Genomic DNA, 17,299 nt, shown 5'->3' on the forward strand with positions numbered 1-17,299 from the left:
TAAAGCCATCCTCGTACGCTGTACAAGTCGTTTTTCGGCGCTAGCGTGCCCGCCAGAAACTGACGGGTGACCTGACGAGTGAGGGGTCGGATGTTCACGTACCGCCGTACACCGCGAGTTCTGCACGTTCTGTTCGCCGGCGGGCTGTTGGCGGGCCTCGCCGCCGCCGCGCCGGCCGCCCAGGCCGCCGGGGGTGCGCCCGTTCCGCTGCGCATCGCCACGTACAACATCCACGCCGGTTCCGGCATGGACGACGTCTTCGATCTCGACCGGCAGGAGGCGGCCCTGCGCGCGCTCGACGCCGACGTGATCGGGCTTCAGGAGGTCGACGTCCACTGGGGCGCGCGCAGCGAGAACCGGGACGTGGCCCAGGAGTTGGCGACGCGCCTCGGGATGTACGTGTCGTTCGCGCCGATCTACAGCCTCGACCCGGTGACGGCGGGCGGGCCGCGCCGCGAGTACGGGGTCGCGGTCCTGTCCCGGTATCCGGTCCGGGCCGCCGTCAACCACGACATCACCCGCCTCTCCACGCAGGACCCACACCCGGTCCCGGCGCCCGCCCCCGGCTTCGGGGAGGCCGAGCTGAAGGTGCGCGGGGTGCCGGTCCAGGTGTTCGTGACGCACCTCGACTACCGGCCCGACCCGTCCGTGCGGGCCGCGCAGGTCGCCGACACGCGGCGGATCATGGCCGGGGAGCGCACGTCGCCCGCGGACCGGCAGATCCTCCTCGGCGACTTCAACGCGGAGCCCACGGCGCCCGAACTCGCGCCGCTGTGGAAGGAGCTGACGCCGGCCGATCCGGGCGCGTTCACCTTCCCAGCGCTGAATCCGGTCAAGCGGATCGACTACGTCGCGGTGGGCGAGGGGGTGCGGGTACGCGACGCGGCGGTGGCCGAGACGCTCGCCTCGGACCACCGCCCGGTTGTTGCGGATCTGATGCTGACGAGGCGTTAGGCAGGCCTTCGGCTTCGTCAGGTCGGTTTCGTCAGGCCTTCGGTTTCGTCAGGTCGTAGAAGGTCGCGCTGCCCACGGTGACCTTCGTGTAGTTCTTCTCGACCCAGGACTGGATCGCGGAGGCGGTGCCGCTGCCGCCGCCCGTCCCGCCCCCGCCCATGCCGCCGCCACCGATGAAGTAGTGGATCTTCCCGTCTCCGACGTACTGCTTGAACTGGGCGAGCGTCGGGGACGGGTCGCTGCCGTTGAAGCCGCCGATCGCCATGACCGGCTTCCCGGTGGAGAGCTGGTAGCTCGCCGCGTTCTGCGAGCCGATCGCCGCGGCGGCCCAGGTGTAGTCGTCCGCGTTCTTTTCTACAAGGGCCTTGGCCTTGGCGCTGACCTGGGCGCCGTTGAGCAGCCCGCCCATGCCGTCGCGTTCACCCATGCGGGGCGCGCCTGTTTTCTGGCCCTGATTCTGGCCCTGGTTCTGGCCGGTCGGTGGCTGGCCGGGCATCCCTCCGGTCGGGGGCTGCCCCATACCGCCGCCCGGCGATCGCATCCCTCCGCCCGGCATGCCCTCGCCGAAGCGAACGACGCCGCCGCGGCCCCCGCCGGGACCGCCCATCATGCTCGCGCCCGCCGGACCGGCCGTCACGATCGATCCGCTGTGCCCGGTGCCGAGCGTGCTGACCGTGTACGCGGCCGGCCCGGCCAGCGCGGTCACGAGCCCCAACCCGGCCGCCCCGAGCGCCAGTTGACGGTTGATCCGGCCGGCGAGGGCGACCCCGAGTCCCGCCGCGACGCCGCCGACGAGGATCACCCAGCGCAGCCACGGCACGTAGTCCGGCGTCCGGTTCAGGAGCACGTACGACCACACGGCCGTCACCGCACCCGTGACGCCGAGCGCGGCCGAGGCCGTGAACCTGGCCCGTTCCTCCCACAGCACGCTCGCGCCCATGCCGACGAGCGCGGCGGCGTAGGGGGCCAGAGCCACCGTGTAGTACTGGTGGAAGATCCCGGCCATGAAGCTGAAGACGACCGTGGTCATCACCAGCGAGCCGCCCCACGCGAGGAACGCGGCACGCGCCGTGTCCGTCCGCCGTGCCTTCCACGTGACGACGATTCCGGCGACGAGCAGCAGCAGGGCGGCCGGCAGGAGCCAGGAGATCTGGCTGCCGACCTCGGAGTTGAACATCCGGTCGATGCCGGTCTGGCCCCACATGCTGCTGCCGCCGCCCGCCCGGCCACCGCCTCCGCCGACGCTGCCGGTCTCCTCGCCGTTGATGCGGCCGAGCCCGTTGTAGCCGAAGGTCAGTTCAAGGAACGAATTGCCCTGGGAACCGCCGATGTACGGGCGCGACGACGCGGGCCACAGCTCCACGGCCGCGACCCACCAGCCGCCCGCGACGACCGTCGCGAGCCCGGAGAGCAGCAGCTGCCCGATCCGCCTGAGCGGCCTGCCCGGCGCGAACACCGCGTACAGGACGGCCAGCGGCGGCAGGATCAGGAACGCCTGGAGCGTCTTCGCGAGGAAGGCGAGGCCGACGGCGACGCCCGCCCACACCAGCCACTTCGTGCGGCCGTTCTCCATGGCGCGCAGCACGCAGTAGACCGTGACGGTCATCAGGAGCGCGAGCAGCGCGTCCGGGTTGTTGAAGCGGAACATCAGGGCGGCCACCGGCGTGAGCGCGAACGCCGCCACTGTGATCAGCCCGGCCGCCGCGCTGAACCGGCGCCGCACCGCCCCGTACAGGACGCCCGCCGTCGCCACACCCATCAGGACCTGCGGCACGAGGATCGCCCACGAGCCGAGGCCGAACATCCGCACGGAGAGCGCCATCGGCCACAGGGAGGCCGGGGGCTTGTCGACGGTGATGGCGTTCGCCGAGTCGAGCGAGCCGAAGAACATCGCCTTCCAGCTCTGGCTCCCGGCCTGCACGGCCGCGGAGTAGAAGGAGTTGGCGTAGCCGGAGGCGCTCAGGTTCCACAGGTAGGCGAGGCCGACGACGAGCAGCAGGCCGAGGAACGCGGGGCGCGCCCAGCGCGGGTCGTCGTCGCGCCCGCGCCAGATCCGGGTGAGCGGGGGCTGTTCGGGGGGACGGCCGTGTCCTTGCGTGGCGGGCGCGCCAGGGGGCGGGGGGACCGGGGGCGCCTCGGTCGGGTGGGAGGGCAGGGTCATCGTCCGGTCTCCAGCTCGTGGTCGTACGTGGGTGACTCGTGGTCGTACGTGGGTCGGGTGGGGGCGGGGGGAGTGGACTGCTCGGGGAACACCCAGGCCCGGAAGAGCAGGAAGCGCAGCACGGTGGCCGCGAGGTTGGCGGCGATGAGCACCGCGAGTTCCGTGGAGTGCGCCGGGTGCGTGGTGGCCGCGCCGAGCGCGGCGAGGGAGCCGCTGGTCAGGGCGAGGCCGATGGCGAACACGACGAGACCCTGGGCCTGATGCCGGACCGCGCGGTCGCGGCCCCGCACGCCGAACGTGAGCCTGCGGTTCGCGGCCGTGTTCGCGACGGCCGAGACGAGGAGGGCGAGGGCGTTGGCGACCTGGGACCCCGTGAACGTACGGAATCCCGAGTAGAGCAGCAGATAGGCGAGCGTCGACAGGGCGCCCACGACGCAGAATCCGACCAGCTGGCGGGCCAGTCCGCCGGGCACTCCGGGGACCTGGCGGTCGCGCGGGTCGTCGCCGAAGGGGCGGGCGAGCCGGTCCAGGGGGAGCGCGCCGACCGCGAGCGCCCGCCCCACGCGCCACACGCCCCTGAGGTCGTCGGTCGCCGTCCTCACGATGTGCACCGTCGAGTCCGGGTCGTCGACCCAGTCGACCGGCACCTCGTGGATACGGAGCCCGGCCCGCTCGGCGAGGACCAGCATCTCCGTGTCGAAGAACCAGCCGCTGTCCTCGACGAGCGGCAGCAGCACCTTCGCCACGTCCCGCCGGATCGCCTTGAACCCGCACTGGGCGTCGGAGAAACGGGCCTGGAGGGAGCCGCGCAGGATCAGGTTGTAGACGCGGGAGATGAACTCGCGCTTCGGCCCGCGCACGACACGGGAACTGCGCGCGAGGCGCGAGCCGATCGCCAGGTCCGAGTGGCCCGAGATCAGCGGGGCGACCAGCGGAAGGAGCGCGTTGAGGTCCGTGGACAGGTCGACGTCCATGTACGCGAGGACGGGCGCGTCGGACGCGGACCAGACAGTGCGCAGCGCCCGGCCGCGGCCCTTCTGCTCCAGGCGCGCGTGCCGTACCGCGGGCAGCGCGGCCGCCAGGGACGCGGCGACGTCGGGGGTGGCGTCCGTGGACGCGTTGTCCGCGATCGTGATGCGGAAGCGGTAGGGGAAGGTGGCGACGAGGTGGTGGTGCAGGCGGCGCACGCAGGGGCCGAGGTCCTGCTCCTCGTTGTAGACCGGGATCACCACGTCCAGGACCGGTGCGTCGCCCGCGCCGGCCGGTAGATGTTCCCGCGCCGGCAGCACTCCCGGCGAGGGGTCGGTGTCCGGGGAAGAGTCGGTTCGCATGACACCGACATTCACCAACTGCCCTGTCAGGCCCGTGTGGTGAGACTGTGGCCCGCCTGTGAGTGCGTCACGGGTCCGGCAAGCGCCGGCAGACACACCGTGAACACGGTCCGGCCGGGCACGCTGTCGACGGTGACGGCACCGCCGTGCGCCGCCGCGACGGCCTGCACGATGGCGAGGCCGAGACCGGTCGAGCCGTGCGCCCGGGAGCGGGAGGTGTCGCCGCGCGCGAACCGTTCGAAGACGTGCGGCAGCAGCTCGGGCGGAATTCCGGGCCCGTCGTCCCGCACGTCCAGACAGACCCAGGGCCCGCGCCGGTGCACGCGCGCGGTCACGGTGGTGCCGGGCGGCGTGTGCGTACGGGCGTTCGCCAGCAGGTTCACGAGCACCTGGTGGAGGCGGGGCCCGTCGGCCAGTACGAGGGCCGGGTCGTCCGGCAGTTCGAGCCGCCACGTGTGGGTCTGCCCGGCCGCCCGCGCGTCGCTGATCGCGTCCACGACGAGCGGGGAGACGTCGGTGCTCTCGTAGGACAGGGGGCGTCCCGCGTCGAGCCGGGCGAGCAGCAGCAGGTCCTCGACGAGACCGGTCATCCGGTGGGCCTCGGACTCGATGCGGCCGAGCGCGTGCCGGGTGTCGGGCCCGGTCTCCTCGCGTCCCCTGCGGGTGAGTTCGGCGTATCCACGGATCGAGGCCAGGGGCGTACGCAGCTCATGGCTGGCGTCCGCGACGAACTGACGGACGCGCGTCTCGCTCTGCTGGCGTGCTTCGAGCGCGCCGTTCACATGGTCGAGCATGCGGTTGAGGGCGGCGCCGACCTGGCCGACCTCGGTGCGCGGGTCGGCCTCGGTCTCGGGGACCCGTTCGTGGAGGGCCACCTCGCCGCTGTGCAGGGGGAGTTCGGAGACTCGGGTCGCGGTGGAGGCGACGCGGCGCAGGGGGCGCAGGGCCACGCCGACCATGGCGGCGCCGGCGAGCGACGCGGCGACGAGACCGGCGGCCGTGACGCTGACCTCGACGACGACGAGGGTGTTCAGCGTGTTCGTGACCTCGGACTCCGGCAGGCCGACCAGCGTGTTTCCGTTTCCGACCGGATTCGAGGAGACCCGGTAGTCGCCGAGCCCGGGCAGGCTGACGCTGTGCGGCTCCCCGTCCTGCGGAACGCTCTGCAGGGCGGTGGTCTGCTCGCCGGTCAACGGGACTATGGGGGCGTCCCGGTCGGCGGCGCTCCTGGCGGCCTCCGTCACGTGCCCGCCGGAGCCGACGATCGCGCCGACGGTGCCGGGGCGGCTGGGACCGGCGAGAAAGCTCAGGTCCTGCGCCTGCCGGCCCGGGCCGGGACCGCCCGTGGACAGGACGACCGCGCCGCGCACCTGCTTGTCCAGCTGGGCGTACAGATAGCTGTGCAGCGCAATGGTGGTGACGGTGCCGATGACCGCGCACACGACGGCGATCAGCGCGACAGCCGTGATGACAAGGCGTTTGCGCAGGCTGCGCGGCTGCCGCCGCCTGCGTTGCGGGCCGCGCGACTGCCGCTGCCTGTCGTGCGGGCCGCGCGACTGCCGCTGCCTGTCGTGCGGGCCGCGCGGCTGCCGCTGCCCGCTCATGTCACCGCGGGGACGGCCGGCTTGATCAAGTATCCGGCACCGCGCCGCGTGTGGATCATCGGCTCGCGCCCGGCGTCGATCTTCCGGCGCAGATACGAGATGTACAGCTCCACGACGTTGGCCTGACCGCCGAAGTCGTAGCTCCAGACCCGGTCCAGTATCTGCGCCTTGCTCAGCACCCGGCGCGGATTGCGCATCAGGAAACGCAGCAGCTCGAACTCGGTGGCCGTCAGATGGATGCCGTCCCCGCCGCGGGACACCTCGTGGCTGTCCTCGTCGAGTGTCAGGTCCCCGACGACGAGCACGGACTCGCTGCGCCGGTCGGCGGCGCCCGAGCGGCGGATGAGACCGCGCAGCCGGGCGACGACCTCCTCCAGGCTGAACGGCTTGGTCACATAGTCGTCGCCGCCCGCCGTGAGACCGGCGATCCGGTCCTCGACCGCGTCCTTCGCGGTCAGGAACAGCACCGGCACGTCCTGCAGCTCCCGGCGCAGCCGCCCGAGCACGGACAGGCCGTCCATGTCGGGCAGCATCATGTCGAGCACGATCGCGTCCGGCCGGAAGTCGCGCGCGGTCTGCACCGCGCCCGCCCCGTCCCCGGCGCTGCGGATCTGCCAGCCCTCGTAGCGCAGGGCCATGGAGAGCAGCTCGGTGATCGACTGTTCGTCGTCCACGACGAGGACCCGCACGGGGCTCCCGTCCGGCCTCAGCAGTTCGGTACGCCCCTGGGGCGAGGTCGTGGTCATGCTGCACACCCTGCGCGCCCGCCCTGAGAACCGGCTTTCGCGTTCCTGTGAATTCCCTGAGAAAACGCTTAGGGGGTGCCGTTGAAAGCTCCTAGGGGCACCGTCGAGAACTCCTAGGAGGTGCCGCCGAGAACTCCTACGGAGTGCCGTCGAGCCCGAACAGCCGTGCCCCGTTCCCGTGGCACACGGCCCGCAGCCATGCCGACCCGAGCCCCAGCCGCTCCAGCGCCTCCAGCTGGTGGACGTACGGGTACGGGATGTTGGGGAAGTCGGTGCCGAGCAGGATCCGGTCACCGAGAGCGGCGAGCCGGGACAGCTCCGCGCGCGGGAACGGGGAGAAGCCCTCGGTGAAGTCCGTGAACGCCATCGTCGTGTCGAGCCGCACCTCCCCGTACCGCTCGGCCAGGTCGAGGAAGTCCGTGTACTCGGGCATCCCCATGTGGGCCACGATCACGGGCAGGCGCGGATGCCGGGCGAGGAGCCGGGCGACCGGCTCGGGCCCGGTGTGCTTGCCGGGGGCGGGCCCCGAGCCGCAGTGCATGACGACGGGCACGCCGGCCTCGGCGAGCAGGCCCCATACGGGTTCGAGCAGTTCGTCGTTCGGGTCGTACGCCCCCACCTGCACATGGGCCTTGAAGACCCGTGTGCCCGCCTCGACCGCCTCACGCACGTACCGGTCCACGCCCGGCTCCGGGAAGAACGTCGACGTGTGCAGACAGCCGGGGGTCCTGCGCGCGAAGTCGGCGGCCCACCCGTTGAGCCACTCCGCCATGCCCGCCTTGTGCGGATAGAGCATGGAGGTGAAGGCCCGCACCCCGAACTCCCGCAGCCGGTCGAGCCGCTGCCCCTCTTCCTCCCGGTACGTGATCGGCCAGGCCATCCCGGTCAGGGGCCCCGCCGCGTCGAAGTACTCCCACACCTTGGCCAGCACGCGCTCGGGCATGAAGTGGGTGTGCACGTCGATCAGGCCGCCCGGCCCGTCGAGCCCGTGCCGCTCCCGGAACCGCGCGACCTCGGCGGCGCCGACAGGAGTTTCCGGTTGATCACTCATGTCCCCCACATTCGGGCCCGCCCCCGTCCCGTGTCCACCCTTCGCGCATGACGTCGCCCTACGGGAAGCAGGCCCGGCCCACGCCTAGAACAACCCGCCCTGCATCGCCGGCACCTCCTTCACCGGCACGGACGTGACAGCCCCGGAGACCCGCTCCAGCCGCCAGCCGCCGAGCAGCCGGCAGTCGACGACGAGCCCGCGCCCGCCCGCTTCCAGGAGATGGAGATCGGGCCCCGCCGCCGCGACGAGCGTCCCCGCGACGACACCGCCCTCGACCAACTCACTCACCACACACCCGGCGCCACCGCCACGGAGCCCGTCCGCGAGCCCATCCGCGAGCCCGAAGACCTCCGCGTGGTCGACCACCTCGCAGGGCAGCCGCTCCAGCGACTCGGGCCACCCGTCGAGCGCGATCGCCGTGGCATGGGCCCTCTCCAGCTCCCCGGCCCGCTCACCGGCCGGAGGCAGCATCGCCCGCACGGCCCGCTTCCGCGCGTACGGAATCCGGTCGGGAACCCCGAGCGCGCTGCGCAGCAGCTCCTCCGCACGCCGCGCGGCCATCAGCGGCCCGCGCCCCAACCAGGTGAACGCGACGGCCCCTTGTTCGAGCAGCCGGGCCGAACCCCGCCCGACCCCGGTGATCCCCACCTTCACCATCCCGTCCCCGAACCAGGCGAGATACACGTGGTACGGCCGCGGGTCGTCCGCCACGGTGTCCGCGGCGACGGAGTGCGCCCGGTCGATCCCGGCGCACTCGGCACACTGCGCGCGCGTCCCCCGCCCGGGCACGGCCTCCCCCGCCGGACAGGGCGTACGCCGCCCGCCCCGCCACACCCCGAGGCATCTGCGCCCGCCCACGGCCCGGAAAGCCAGCACGTCCCCGAAGGCGAGGGGACTCTCCCGCTCCCCCTTCCCCTCCCCGTACCACCCCAGCGCGGGCCCGCCCCCGACCCGCCACCGCACCCCGGTGCACCACCACGTCATGCTCCGGACGCTACTCCCGGCCACTGACATCCCGGCCGCCCCGAGAAACTGACACGACACAGGGAGCCGGGCACGACACGAAGAAGCCCCCCGGAGGATCTCCGGGGGGCTTCTCATGATGTGCACTCGGCAGGATTCGAACCTGCAACCTTCTGATCCGTAGTCAGATGCTCTATCCGTTAAGCTACGAGTGCTTGTTCTTTTGTTGTCTCGTTCCCGGCCCTTGCGGCCCGTTCCCGGCGACAGGAAGAACATTACATGACTGCCGCCGCCATGTGAAATCCGATAGCCCCACCCCTTGTGACCTGGGCAAACGCCACTTTGGAGCCAGGAAACAGCAGGGAAGCATCGGGGAAGCAGCCAGGAAGCACCGAAGCCCCGGTCCATGAGGACCGGGGCTTCGATCGTGAAGCGGAGGCGGAGGGATTTGAACCCTCGATGGGCTTGAAGGCCCAAACCGCATTAGCAGTGCGGCGCCATAGACCGGACTAGGCGACGCCTCCAGCACGACCCCCCGCGCGAGCGCGAGTGGTGCGTCCAGATGATGACACAGCAGCGCGCGGTGTCACCAATCGGCCCCCACGGTACTAGGAGCCCAGGCCGAAGGGCAAAGCCCTTCTGTTCCTCCTCGTGTTCCCCGGGCCACCGCAACATCACGGGCCGCCCGGCGTTAGACGCGGTGTCCCGCTCTTCCGTATCGCTCTCCGAGGAACACTCATGCTGCTGCGCCGCCTCGCCGTCACCGTCGCCGCCTCTGCCGCCGCCCTGTCCGCGGTCCCCGCCGCCGCCCACGCCGACACCGGACCGCTCGGCCTCCCCTCTCTGCCGCTGCTCGGCAAGCCCGCCGGCCAGGACCAGCTGCGGATCGCCGTCAGCGACGCGGGCGACGGGCGGGACGGGACGTACGACCTGGAGTGCGGGCCCGCCGGCGGCAGTCATCCGGAACCCTCCGACGCCTGCGCGCGCCTCGACCAACTGTCCGCGGACGGCCACGACCCGTTCGCCCCGCTCCCGGAGGGCGCCCAGTGCACGATGCAGTACGGCGGCTCCGCGACCGCCCGCATCACCGGCACGTGGCACGGCCGGCCCGTGAACGCGACGTACAAGAGGACCGACGGCTGTGAGATCTCGCGATGGCAGGGGCTCGTTCCCGTACTGCCCGCGACCGGCAGGTGAACAGCGGCGGGCCGTCACGTGGGTGACGGCCCGGGCGCGGTTCCGTGGCCGCGGGCGCCGTGACCAGGCATATGCACCCACAAGCCCCGCCGTCACCCTGCTCAGGAGGGGCGTGCCGCCACCCGTCTTCATTCCAAGGGCACATCTTCCGCGTGCGACCTCCCTCTCATCCGGCGTCGCGACCGCAACCTCTGCCCGTAGACTCCCTCCCGTGACATGCCGCGGGCCACGTAGCAAGATGGCCCGCGCGGTCAGCAAGATGCGGTAACCAGGGAGGAAGCGTCGTCGTGAGCAGCAGGCCATCCCGAGGCGCTGCTCGCCTCGCAGCCATACTCGACGCGCTCCCGGACGCGCTCGTGCTCGTCAACGCCAACGGGACCGTCGTCAACGCGAACACCATCGCCCTGGAGGCCTTCGAGGCCCCGGGCACCGCGCTCGTGGGGCGCGGACTGCTCGATCTGCTGCCCGAGTTCGACTCGCGGCTGATCCCCGGATCGATGCGCAGGCCCGACACCACGGACGAGCGCGGACGCACCAAGCCGACCCGGATGATGGCCCGCCGCACCGACGGCGGCGAGTTCCCCGTAGAGGTGACCAGCGCCAATCTCGCCGACGGAAGCGACGCCGTCGACGGTTACGGCAACAGCTCGTACGGCGGCGGGAGCTACGGCAGCAGGGCCTCCGAGCTGCTCATGCTCGTCGTGCGCGACCTGTCGGGGACCATCGACACCGAGGCCGAACTCGCCCGCTCGCAGCGCCAGACCGAGATGATCCTGCGCGCCGCCTCCGAGGGCGTCGTCGGCACCGACACCGACGGGCGCATCGTGCTCGTCAATCCGGCCGCCGCGCAGATCCTCGGGTTCCGCGCGAGCGACCTGGGCGGCCAGGAGCTGCACAAGCTCTTCCTCCACTCGCGCGCGGACGGCGAGCCGTTCCCTTACGAGGAGTCCCCGCTCGCCGACACCCTGCGTTCCGGACGCAAGCACCGGGTGCGCGGGCAGGTCCTGTGGTCCAAGAGCGGCAACAAGGTGCCCGTCGACATGACGACGGCGCCCGTGCGCGACGGTGACCAACTGGTCGGCGCCGTGATGACGTTCACCGACCGGCGGCCCTACGACGAGCTCGTCACCGCGCACGCCGAGGAGATCGACCGGCGGGACAAGGAGTCGGCGCGCCTCGCCGAGGAGCACGCCGAGACGCTGGCGCGCACCACCAAGGAACACGACGAGACCCTCACGCGCACCACCGAGGAGCACGCGGCCGAGATCGCGCGGGCCGCCGAGGAGCACGCCACCGAACTCGCCGGCATCATCGAGCAGCACACCGAGGAACTCTCCGCCGAGAAGGACCGGATCGCCGCGCTCGCCGAGCGCGAGAAGGACCGCTACGAAGCCCTCGCCGCCCGGCACGAGCAGCTGCTCGCCGTCCTCGGCCAGTCGCTGCGCGGCCCCCTCGACGAACTCCGCGGCCAGCTCACCACCCTCGCCGCCGACGACGCGGGCCAGCTGTGGCCCGAGGCCAACCAGATCCTGCATCACCTCGCGGCCGGCTACACCCGCATGACCACGCTCGTCGACAACGTGCTCGGCTACCAGCTCCTCGACTCCGGCGACGCGCGGCTCACCCGCACCAAGGTGATGCTCGACGCGGTCGTCGCCGCGGGCGTCGAGGGGGCCGTCGAGCTGATCGGGCCCGGCCGCGCGCAGTTCGCCGTGCACGCCCCGCCCATCGAGGCCGAGGTCGACGCCGAACGCCTGGCCACCGCCCTCGCCCACCTCGTCGCCGACGTCGCCGGAATCGACGCCACCGGCAACGCGCGTATGGGCGTCGTGCCCACCGTGGGCGCCGGCGGATACGTGGACTCGACCATCGTCGTGGCGGCGGCGCTGCGCGGCGAGAGCGTCCGTATCGAGGTACGCGGGCCCTACGCGGGCGGTGACCCGGTGCACGAGCCCATCGTGCGCGGCATCGTGCGCGCGCACGGCGGCGTCGTGCAGACGCACGAGGTGCCGGGCATGAACGGCAGCGCGTACGTCCTCGACGTGCCGATCGGTGACGGGGCCGGGGTTGTTGCGGCGGTCGACCCGTCGACCGTTCCCGGTACCGAGGTCGAGGTGGCTTCCCTGGCCGCGCCCGCCGGATCTCCGGCGGCCGGCGCCCTGGAACTGCCCGAGCAGGCGACCGCCACGCGCGGCGGCCGGCGCCGGGCCCGGCGGGCTTCGGGCGCGTCGGTGGACTCGTTCCTGGAGAGCGGTGTCTCGGGCACGGGCACGGGCACGGCGGCTGGGGCTGGTGCTGGTGCTGGGGGCGCGGATTCGGCGTCCGGTGACGGTGGTCAGACGGGCGCCGGTGCGGCCGCTCCGACCGGACGGCGCAGGCGGCGGGCCGAGGGAGCTACGGCGGAAGCCGCGTCCGCGACGCCGGGTGCGCCCGGTGCGCAGGAGCGGCTGCAGCTGCCGGCGCAGGCTACGGAGACGCCGGCAGGTGGGACGGCCGCGGGCGATGCGGGTACTTCCGGTACCGGGCGTCGGCGCGGGCGGCCGAATCCGGCGGAGGTCGCGCAGGTCGCGGTTCCGGCGGGTGCGGGTGCTGGTGCGAGCGCGGGTGCGGGTGCGGGTGCTGCTGCCTCGGAGGGGTCCGTGGTGACCGCTGCCGAGCACGCGGCTGGGTCTCCCGCCCTGGGCGAGACCGTGCCGCCGCAGGGGGTGCCGGCCGGAGCCGCCACGGGCCGACGGGCACGACGCGACACCGAGCAGGCCGCGCTGCCCGCCGGCACTTCCGGTCCCGAGTCCTCCGACACCTCCCAGGCCGGACAAAACGTCCCCTCAGGCCGCCGCGCGCGACGCGCCCTCGGGAGCTCCGCGGAACGGCCCGCCGAGCAGTCCGGTGCCCCACGCCCCGTGTTCGCCCTGCCGCCCGCGGAAGCCGACCGGACGACACCCGAACCTGCCACGAGCACGGATCCGGGTACGACTACGGCTACGGGTGCGGGTGCAAGTACGGCTGCCGACGCCGATACGGGTGCAGGTACGAGTGCAGGTAAGGGTGCCGGTGCCGCCGCAGGCACCGACGCTGACGCCGAGCGCCACGACACGGCCTCGCGTCACCCCGCCGACAGCCACACCCCTCCGCAGCCGCACCCCGTACAGGCCGCTCAGGGCGCCCGCGCCGCGCTCCCGCCCGAGAACGGTGCCGGGCCCCGCGCCGCGCAGCCCCTCCCCGCCGAGGCCGCGCCCGCCGACCCCAACTCGACCCAGGGGCGCGCCATAAGCGTGCGCACGCTGGGGCAGGGCGTTCCGTTCGGCCGTCAGATCGCCGAGCAGCAGCGTCCCGCGCGGCCTCAGCCGCCGGCCCCCGGCACGGCTCAGCCACTGCCGACCCCCGCGCTCCCGAGCGCGCAGGCTACTCCTCCGGCGAAGCCCCAGCCTGGCGCGCAGCCCGGCCGGCCGGTGGGCAGGTCCGTGGGTCAGCCGTCGGGGCCGCTGCCCGCGCAGTCCACCGGCGGCAACCCGTCGCTCCAGGTCCCCCTGCCCCCTCAGGTCCCGCAGCCCCCGGCCGCCCCGCAGGAGCAGGCTCAGGCAACGACGCAGACGCCCACTCCGGCCCAGGGCACGCCCAGCGGTTCCGGTCGGCGCCGCAAGCTGTCCACTCCGCCGGACCCCTCGGGCAGCCGTCCGGAGACCGGGGCCCGGCCGCACCCCCAGACCGCCTCACAGCCGTCACAGGCCCAGCCGTCGGCGACGACGCCGGCCGGCCAGTCCCAGCCCGGCCCGTCCTCCCCGTCCTCGCAGCCCGGCCAGCCGCAGTCGCTGCTGTCGCCGTCGTCCGAGGGCCGCGGACGTTCGTACGCGATCGGCGCCCCCGACCAGGACGCCGACGAGGGCCCCGAGCCGCTGGACGGCCCCGGTGGCGCCGTCGAGATCGCCGACCGGCCGCAGCCGCAGCCCATGGACGACGAGCTGCCTCCGGAGCCGCTCGACAACCCGCGGCGCCTCCTGGTGTGGCCCGCGCCCGACGCCACCACGCAGCAGGCCCTGAGCGACCGCGGCTACCGTCCGGTGACCGTGCACTCCCGTGAGGAGGTCGACGCACAGATCGCGGCCTTCCCCGCCGCGCTCTTCGTCGACCCGCTGACCGGTCCGATCACGCGCACCGCGCTCCAGTCGCTGCGGCAGGCCGCCGTGGCGGCCGAGGTGCCCGTCCTGGTGACGGCCGGGCTCGGACAGGCGACGCGCGAGGCCGCGTACGGCGCCGATCCGGCGATCCTGCTGAAGGCCCTCGCGCCGCGGGACAGCGAGCAGCACCCGCCGCGCGTCCTGGTCATCGAGGAGCACGAGGAGATCGCGCTCGCGCTCACCGCGGCCCTGGAGCGGCGCGGGATGCAGGTCGCGCGGGCCCGCACCGACGAGGACGCGGTGACGCTGGCCGCGCAGATGCGGCCGAACCTCGTGGTGATGGACCTGCTCCAGGTACGTCGCCGGCGCGCCGGGATCGTCGACTGGCTGCGCGCGAACGGCCAGTTGAACCGCACCCCGCTCGTCGTCTACACGGCCGCCGTCGACGAGGCCGAACTGCCCGGCCTGGCCGCGGGCGAGTCCGTCCTGTTCCTGGCGGAACGGTCGACGAGCGACGAGGTTCAGGGCCGGATCGTGGACCTGCTGGCGAAGATCGGCACCAACTGAGTCACCCGGAACCCGGCTCGGGCTCAGGCTCGCAGCAGTAACTGGCAAACAGGGGCGGCCCGTTCGGGACCGCCCCTGTTTCACGTGAAACAGCCAGCCTCAGAGCTTCTTGACGTCCAGCTCGCCCTCCGCGTACTGCTTGCGCAGCACCTTCTTGTCGAACTTGCCGACGCTCGTCTTCGGCACCGCGGAGATCACCGTCCAGCGCTCCGGAAGCTGCCACTTGGCGACCTTCTCGCCGAGGAACGCGCGCAGGGTCTCGAAGTCGGCGCTCGCGCCCTCCTTCAAGACCACGGTGGCGAGCGGGCGTTCGCCCCACTTCTCGTCGGGGACGGCGACGACGGCGGCCTCGGCGACGTCCGGGTGCGACATCAGCGCGTTCTCGAGGTCGACGCTGCTGATCCACTCACCGCCGGACTTGATGACGTCCTTGGCGCGGTCGGTGAGCGTGAGGAACCCGTCGGGGCTGATCGTGCCGACGTCGCCGGTCTTGAGCCAGCCGTCCTCGCTGAACTTGTCGGCGGGACGCAGCGGTTCGCTGTCGGGGCCCGAGTAGTACGCGCCCGCGATCCACGGCCCGCGTACCTCAAGCTCGCCGGCCGACTCGCCGTCCCAGGGCAGCAGTTCGCCGCCGGGTCCCGTGAGCCGGGCCTCGACGCCGGCCGGGAACCGGCCCTGCGTCAGCCGGTACGCGTACTCCTCGTCGGTGCCGATCGCGGCGGCCGGCGGCCGGGCGACCGTGCCGAGCGGCGACGTCTCCGTCATGCCCCAGGCGTGGCAGACGCGCATGCCGAGCTCGTCGAAGGCCTTCATGAGGGAGGGCGGACAGGCGGAACCGCCGATGGTGACCTGGCCGAGGGAACTCACGTCGCGGGGCTGCACCGTGAGCTCCTTGAGCAGCCCCTGCCAGATGGTGGGGACAGCCGCGGCGTGTGTGGGCCGCTCGCTCTCGATCATCTCGGCGAGCGGCGCGGGCTGGAGGAAGCGGTCCGGCATCAGCATGTTCACGCCGGTCATGAACGTCGCGTGCGGCAGGCCCCACGCGTTCACATGGAACTGCGGCACCACGACGAGCGAGGTGTCCTCGTCGGTCAGGCCCATGGACTGCGTCATGTTGACCTGCATGGAGTGCAGGTAGATGGAACGGTGCGAGTAGACAACACCCTTGGGGTCGCCGGTGGTGCCGGAGGTGTAGCAGAGCGCGGCGGCCTGGCGCTCGTCGAGCTGCGGCCAGTCGTACGTGACCGGCTTCCCGGCGATGAGCTCCTCGTACTCGTGGACCTGGGGGCTCGCTCCGTCGAGGAGCGAACGGTCGCCGGGGCCGGAGACGACGATGTGTTCCACGGCCGTCAGGGAGGGCAGCAGCGGCGCGAGCAGCGGCAGGAGCGACCCGTTGACGATGATCACCCGGTCGGCTGCGTGGTTGACGATCCAGACCAGCTGCTCGGCGGGGAGCCGCAGGTTCAGGGTGTGCAGCACGGCGCCCATGGAGGGGATCGCGAAGTAGGCCTCGACGTGGTCCGAGTTGTTCCACATGAGCGTCGCGATGCGGTCGTCGTCCACGACACCCAGGTCGGCGCGGAGCGCATGGGCGAGCTGGGCGCTGCGGTCGCCGATCTCGGCGAAGCTCCGGCGCTGCGGCCCGCTCTCACCGGTCCAGGTCACCACCTGGGACGTGCCGTGGATCGTCGACCCGTGGGTCAGGATCCTCGAGATCAGCAGTGGTACGTCCTGCATCGTGCTCAGCACGGCGTCCTCCCGGTGGGCGCTACGGAGCAGTAGGGGTCCGCCGATTCTCGCCGCATACCACGCGGTATGTCACTAGCCCGGGGAATGATCGATCAGCGCGTTGGCCTGCTCAGCCCCTGGCCGGGCGCAGCCCGGGGTCCTCACGGAGCTTGCCGAGGGCCCGCGACACCGCGCTCTTGACCGTGCCGATGGAGACCCCGAGCACCTCCGCCGTCTGGGCCTCGCTCAGGTCCTCGTAGTACCGCAGGACGACCATCGCGCGCTGCCGGGCCGGCAGCTTCATGATCGCGCCCCACATCGCGTCGTGCAGGGCCTGGTGCTCGGCCGGGTCCGCCGCCTCGACGGTCTCCGGCTCGGGCAGCTCGTCGCAGGCGAACTCGTCGACCTTGCGCTTGCGCCACTGCGATGTGCGCGTGTTCAGCAGAGCGCGGCGCACATAGCCGTCGAGCGCCCGGTGGTCCTCGATGCGGTCCCACGCCACATACGTCTTGGTGAGCGCGGTCTGGAGCAGGTCCTCCGCGTCGCACGGGTTCGCGGTCAGCGACCGGGCGGTCCGCAGCAGCACGGGCTGACGCGCCCGCACGTACGACGCGAACGACGGATACGCCTTGTGCGGCGCGTACGGCGTCGGCAGGGAGGGGTGAGGCGTAGTCACGGCTCGCGGCGCGCTGCGCGTCGCGGCATCCGATGCACTGGAGCAGACAGGCGCCAAGGTTGCGGTCATGGCTCCACGCTAGGAGCGACCCCTACCCTCGCGGATCGGCCGCAGGTCCCGAAGCGGTGTCCGCCTCAGGTTGTAGGAGTGGTGGTATCCCCACCTCCTGAAGGTGGAGGACGCGGTACGGACCCCTGAGGGTTCAT

General features: G+C 72.5%; 11 protein-coding genes and 2 tRNA genes. 3 read left to right on the forward strand and 10 right to left on the reverse strand.

All coding sequences use genetic code 11. The features are described from left to right. Positions 1-90: 90 nt before the first annotated feature. Positions 91-954, forward strand: coding sequence for an endonuclease/exonuclease/phosphatase family protein (locus tag EOT10_RS08265; RefSeq protein WP_127827427.1), 864 nt, complete (start codon positions 91-93; stop codon positions 952-954). A gap of 31 nt (positions 955-985) precedes the next feature. Here the strand turns inward: EOT10_RS08265 and EOT10_RS08270 are convergent, their stop codons facing one another. The 8 genes from EOT10_RS08270 to EOT10_RS08305 all read right to left on the reverse strand — a co-directional run bounded on the left by EOT10_RS08270 (position 986) and on the right by EOT10_RS08305 (position 9,334). Further along, positions 986-3,115, reverse strand: coding sequence for an ArnT family glycosyltransferase (locus EOT10_RS08270; RefSeq protein ID WP_127827428.1), 2,130 nt, complete (start codon positions 3,113-3,115; stop codon positions 986-988). After that, positions 3,112-4,446, reverse strand: a complete 1,335-nt coding sequence (locus tag EOT10_RS08275) for a bifunctional glycosyltransferase family 2/GtrA family protein (RefSeq protein WP_127827429.1) — start codon at positions 4,444-4,446, stop codon at positions 3,112-3,114. The genes EOT10_RS08270 and EOT10_RS08275 overlap by 4 nt, the downstream gene beginning before the upstream one ends. A 26-nt stretch (positions 4,447-4,472) precedes the next feature. Then, entirely contained in the window at positions 4,473-6,050 is a 1,578-nt protein-coding gene (locus EOT10_RS08280; RefSeq protein WP_127827430.1) for a sensor histidine kinase, read from the reverse strand. Beyond that, positions 6,047-6,796: a response regulator transcription factor gene (locus tag EOT10_RS08285; RefSeq protein ID WP_127827431.1), complete on the reverse strand. Its 750-nt coding sequence runs from the start codon at positions 6,794-6,796 to the stop codon at positions 6,047-6,049. The genes EOT10_RS08280 and EOT10_RS08285 overlap by 4 nt, the downstream gene beginning before the upstream one ends. Positions 6,797-6,932: 136 nt before the next feature. Then, positions 6,933-7,847, reverse strand: coding sequence for an amidohydrolase family protein (locus EOT10_RS08290; protein ID WP_127827432.1), 915 nt, complete (start codon positions 7,845-7,847; stop codon positions 6,933-6,935). A gap of 84 nt (positions 7,848-7,931) precedes the next feature. After that, positions 7,932-8,831 carry a DUF2797 domain-containing protein gene (locus EOT10_RS08295; RefSeq protein WP_189491337.1) on the reverse strand — a complete coding sequence of 300 codons (900 nt, stop codon included), beginning with the start codon at positions 8,829-8,831 and terminating at the stop codon, positions 7,932-7,934. A 121-nt stretch (positions 8,832-8,952) separates the two neighbouring features. Next, positions 8,953-9,025 (reverse strand) — tRNA-Arg (locus EOT10_RS08300). A 218-nt stretch (positions 9,026-9,243) separates the two neighbouring features. Then, positions 9,244-9,334: transfer RNA gene (locus EOT10_RS08305), tRNA-Ser, on the reverse strand. 217 nt (positions 9,335-9,551) lie between these two features. On the opposite strand from EOT10_RS08305, the gene EOT10_RS08310 reads away from it, so the two are divergent. Both EOT10_RS08310 and EOT10_RS08315 read left to right on the forward strand, forming a co-directional pair. Beyond that, positions 9,552-10,007: an SSI family serine proteinase inhibitor gene (locus EOT10_RS08310; protein WP_127827816.1), complete on the forward strand. Its 456-nt coding sequence runs from the start codon at positions 9,552-9,554 to the stop codon at positions 10,005-10,007. A gap of 287 nt (positions 10,008-10,294) precedes the next feature. Then, positions 10,295-14,689, forward strand: coding sequence for a PAS domain-containing protein (locus tag EOT10_RS08315; protein ID WP_127827434.1), 4,395 nt, complete (start codon positions 10,295-10,297; stop codon positions 14,687-14,689). A gap of 99 nt (positions 14,690-14,788) precedes the next feature. On the opposite strand, the gene EOT10_RS08320 is transcribed toward EOT10_RS08315, so the two are convergent. Further along, entirely contained in the window at positions 14,789-16,438 is a 1,650-nt protein-coding gene (locus tag EOT10_RS08320) for a long-chain fatty acid--CoA ligase (protein WP_127827435.1), read from the reverse strand. A 109-nt stretch (positions 16,439-16,547) separates the two neighbouring features. Then, positions 16,548-17,162, reverse strand: a complete 615-nt coding sequence (locus tag EOT10_RS08325; RefSeq protein ID WP_127827436.1) for a SigE family RNA polymerase sigma factor — start codon at positions 17,160-17,162, stop codon at positions 16,548-16,550. Positions 17,163-17,299: the final 137 nt, after the last annotated feature.

The sequence above is a fragment of the Streptomyces antnestii genome, from assembly GCF_004005495.1.
Taxonomy (GTDB): domain Bacteria; phylum Actinomycetota; class Actinomycetes; order Streptomycetales; family Streptomycetaceae; genus Streptomyces; species Streptomyces antnestii.

What these genes read in the sequence shown, in the direction of transcription:
- EOT10_RS08265 (WP_127827427.1), top strand. Translation starts at nt 91, where the DNA reads ATGTTCACGTACCGCCGTACACCGCGAGTTCTGCACGTTCTGTTCGCC.
- EOT10_RS08270 (WP_127827428.1), bottom strand. Translation starts at nt 3,115, where the DNA reads ATGACCCTGCCCTCCCACCCGACCGAGGCGCCCCCGGTCCCCCCGCCC.
- EOT10_RS08275 (WP_127827429.1), bottom strand. Translation starts at nt 4,446, where the DNA reads ATGCGAACCGACTCTTCCCCGGACACCGACCCCTCGCCGGGAGTGCTG.
- EOT10_RS08280 (WP_127827430.1), bottom strand. Translation starts at nt 6,050, where the DNA reads ATGAGCGGGCAGCGGCAGCCGCGCGGCCCGCACGACAGGCAGCGGCAG.
- EOT10_RS08285 (WP_127827431.1), bottom strand. Translation starts at nt 6,796, where the DNA reads ATGACCACGACCTCGCCCCAGGGGCGTACCGAACTGCTGAGGCCGGAC.
- EOT10_RS08290 (WP_127827432.1), bottom strand. Translation starts at nt 7,847, where the DNA reads ATGAGTGATCAACCGGAAACTCCTGTCGGCGCCGCCGAGGTCGCGCGG.
- EOT10_RS08295 (WP_189491337.1), bottom strand. Translation starts at nt 8,831, where the DNA reads ATGACGTGGTGGTGCACCGGGGTGCGGTGGCGGGTCGGGGGCGGGCCC.
- EOT10_RS08325 (WP_127827436.1), bottom strand. Translation starts at nt 17,162, where the DNA reads ATGACCGCAACCTTGGCGCCTGTCTGCTCCAGTGCATCGGATGCCGCG.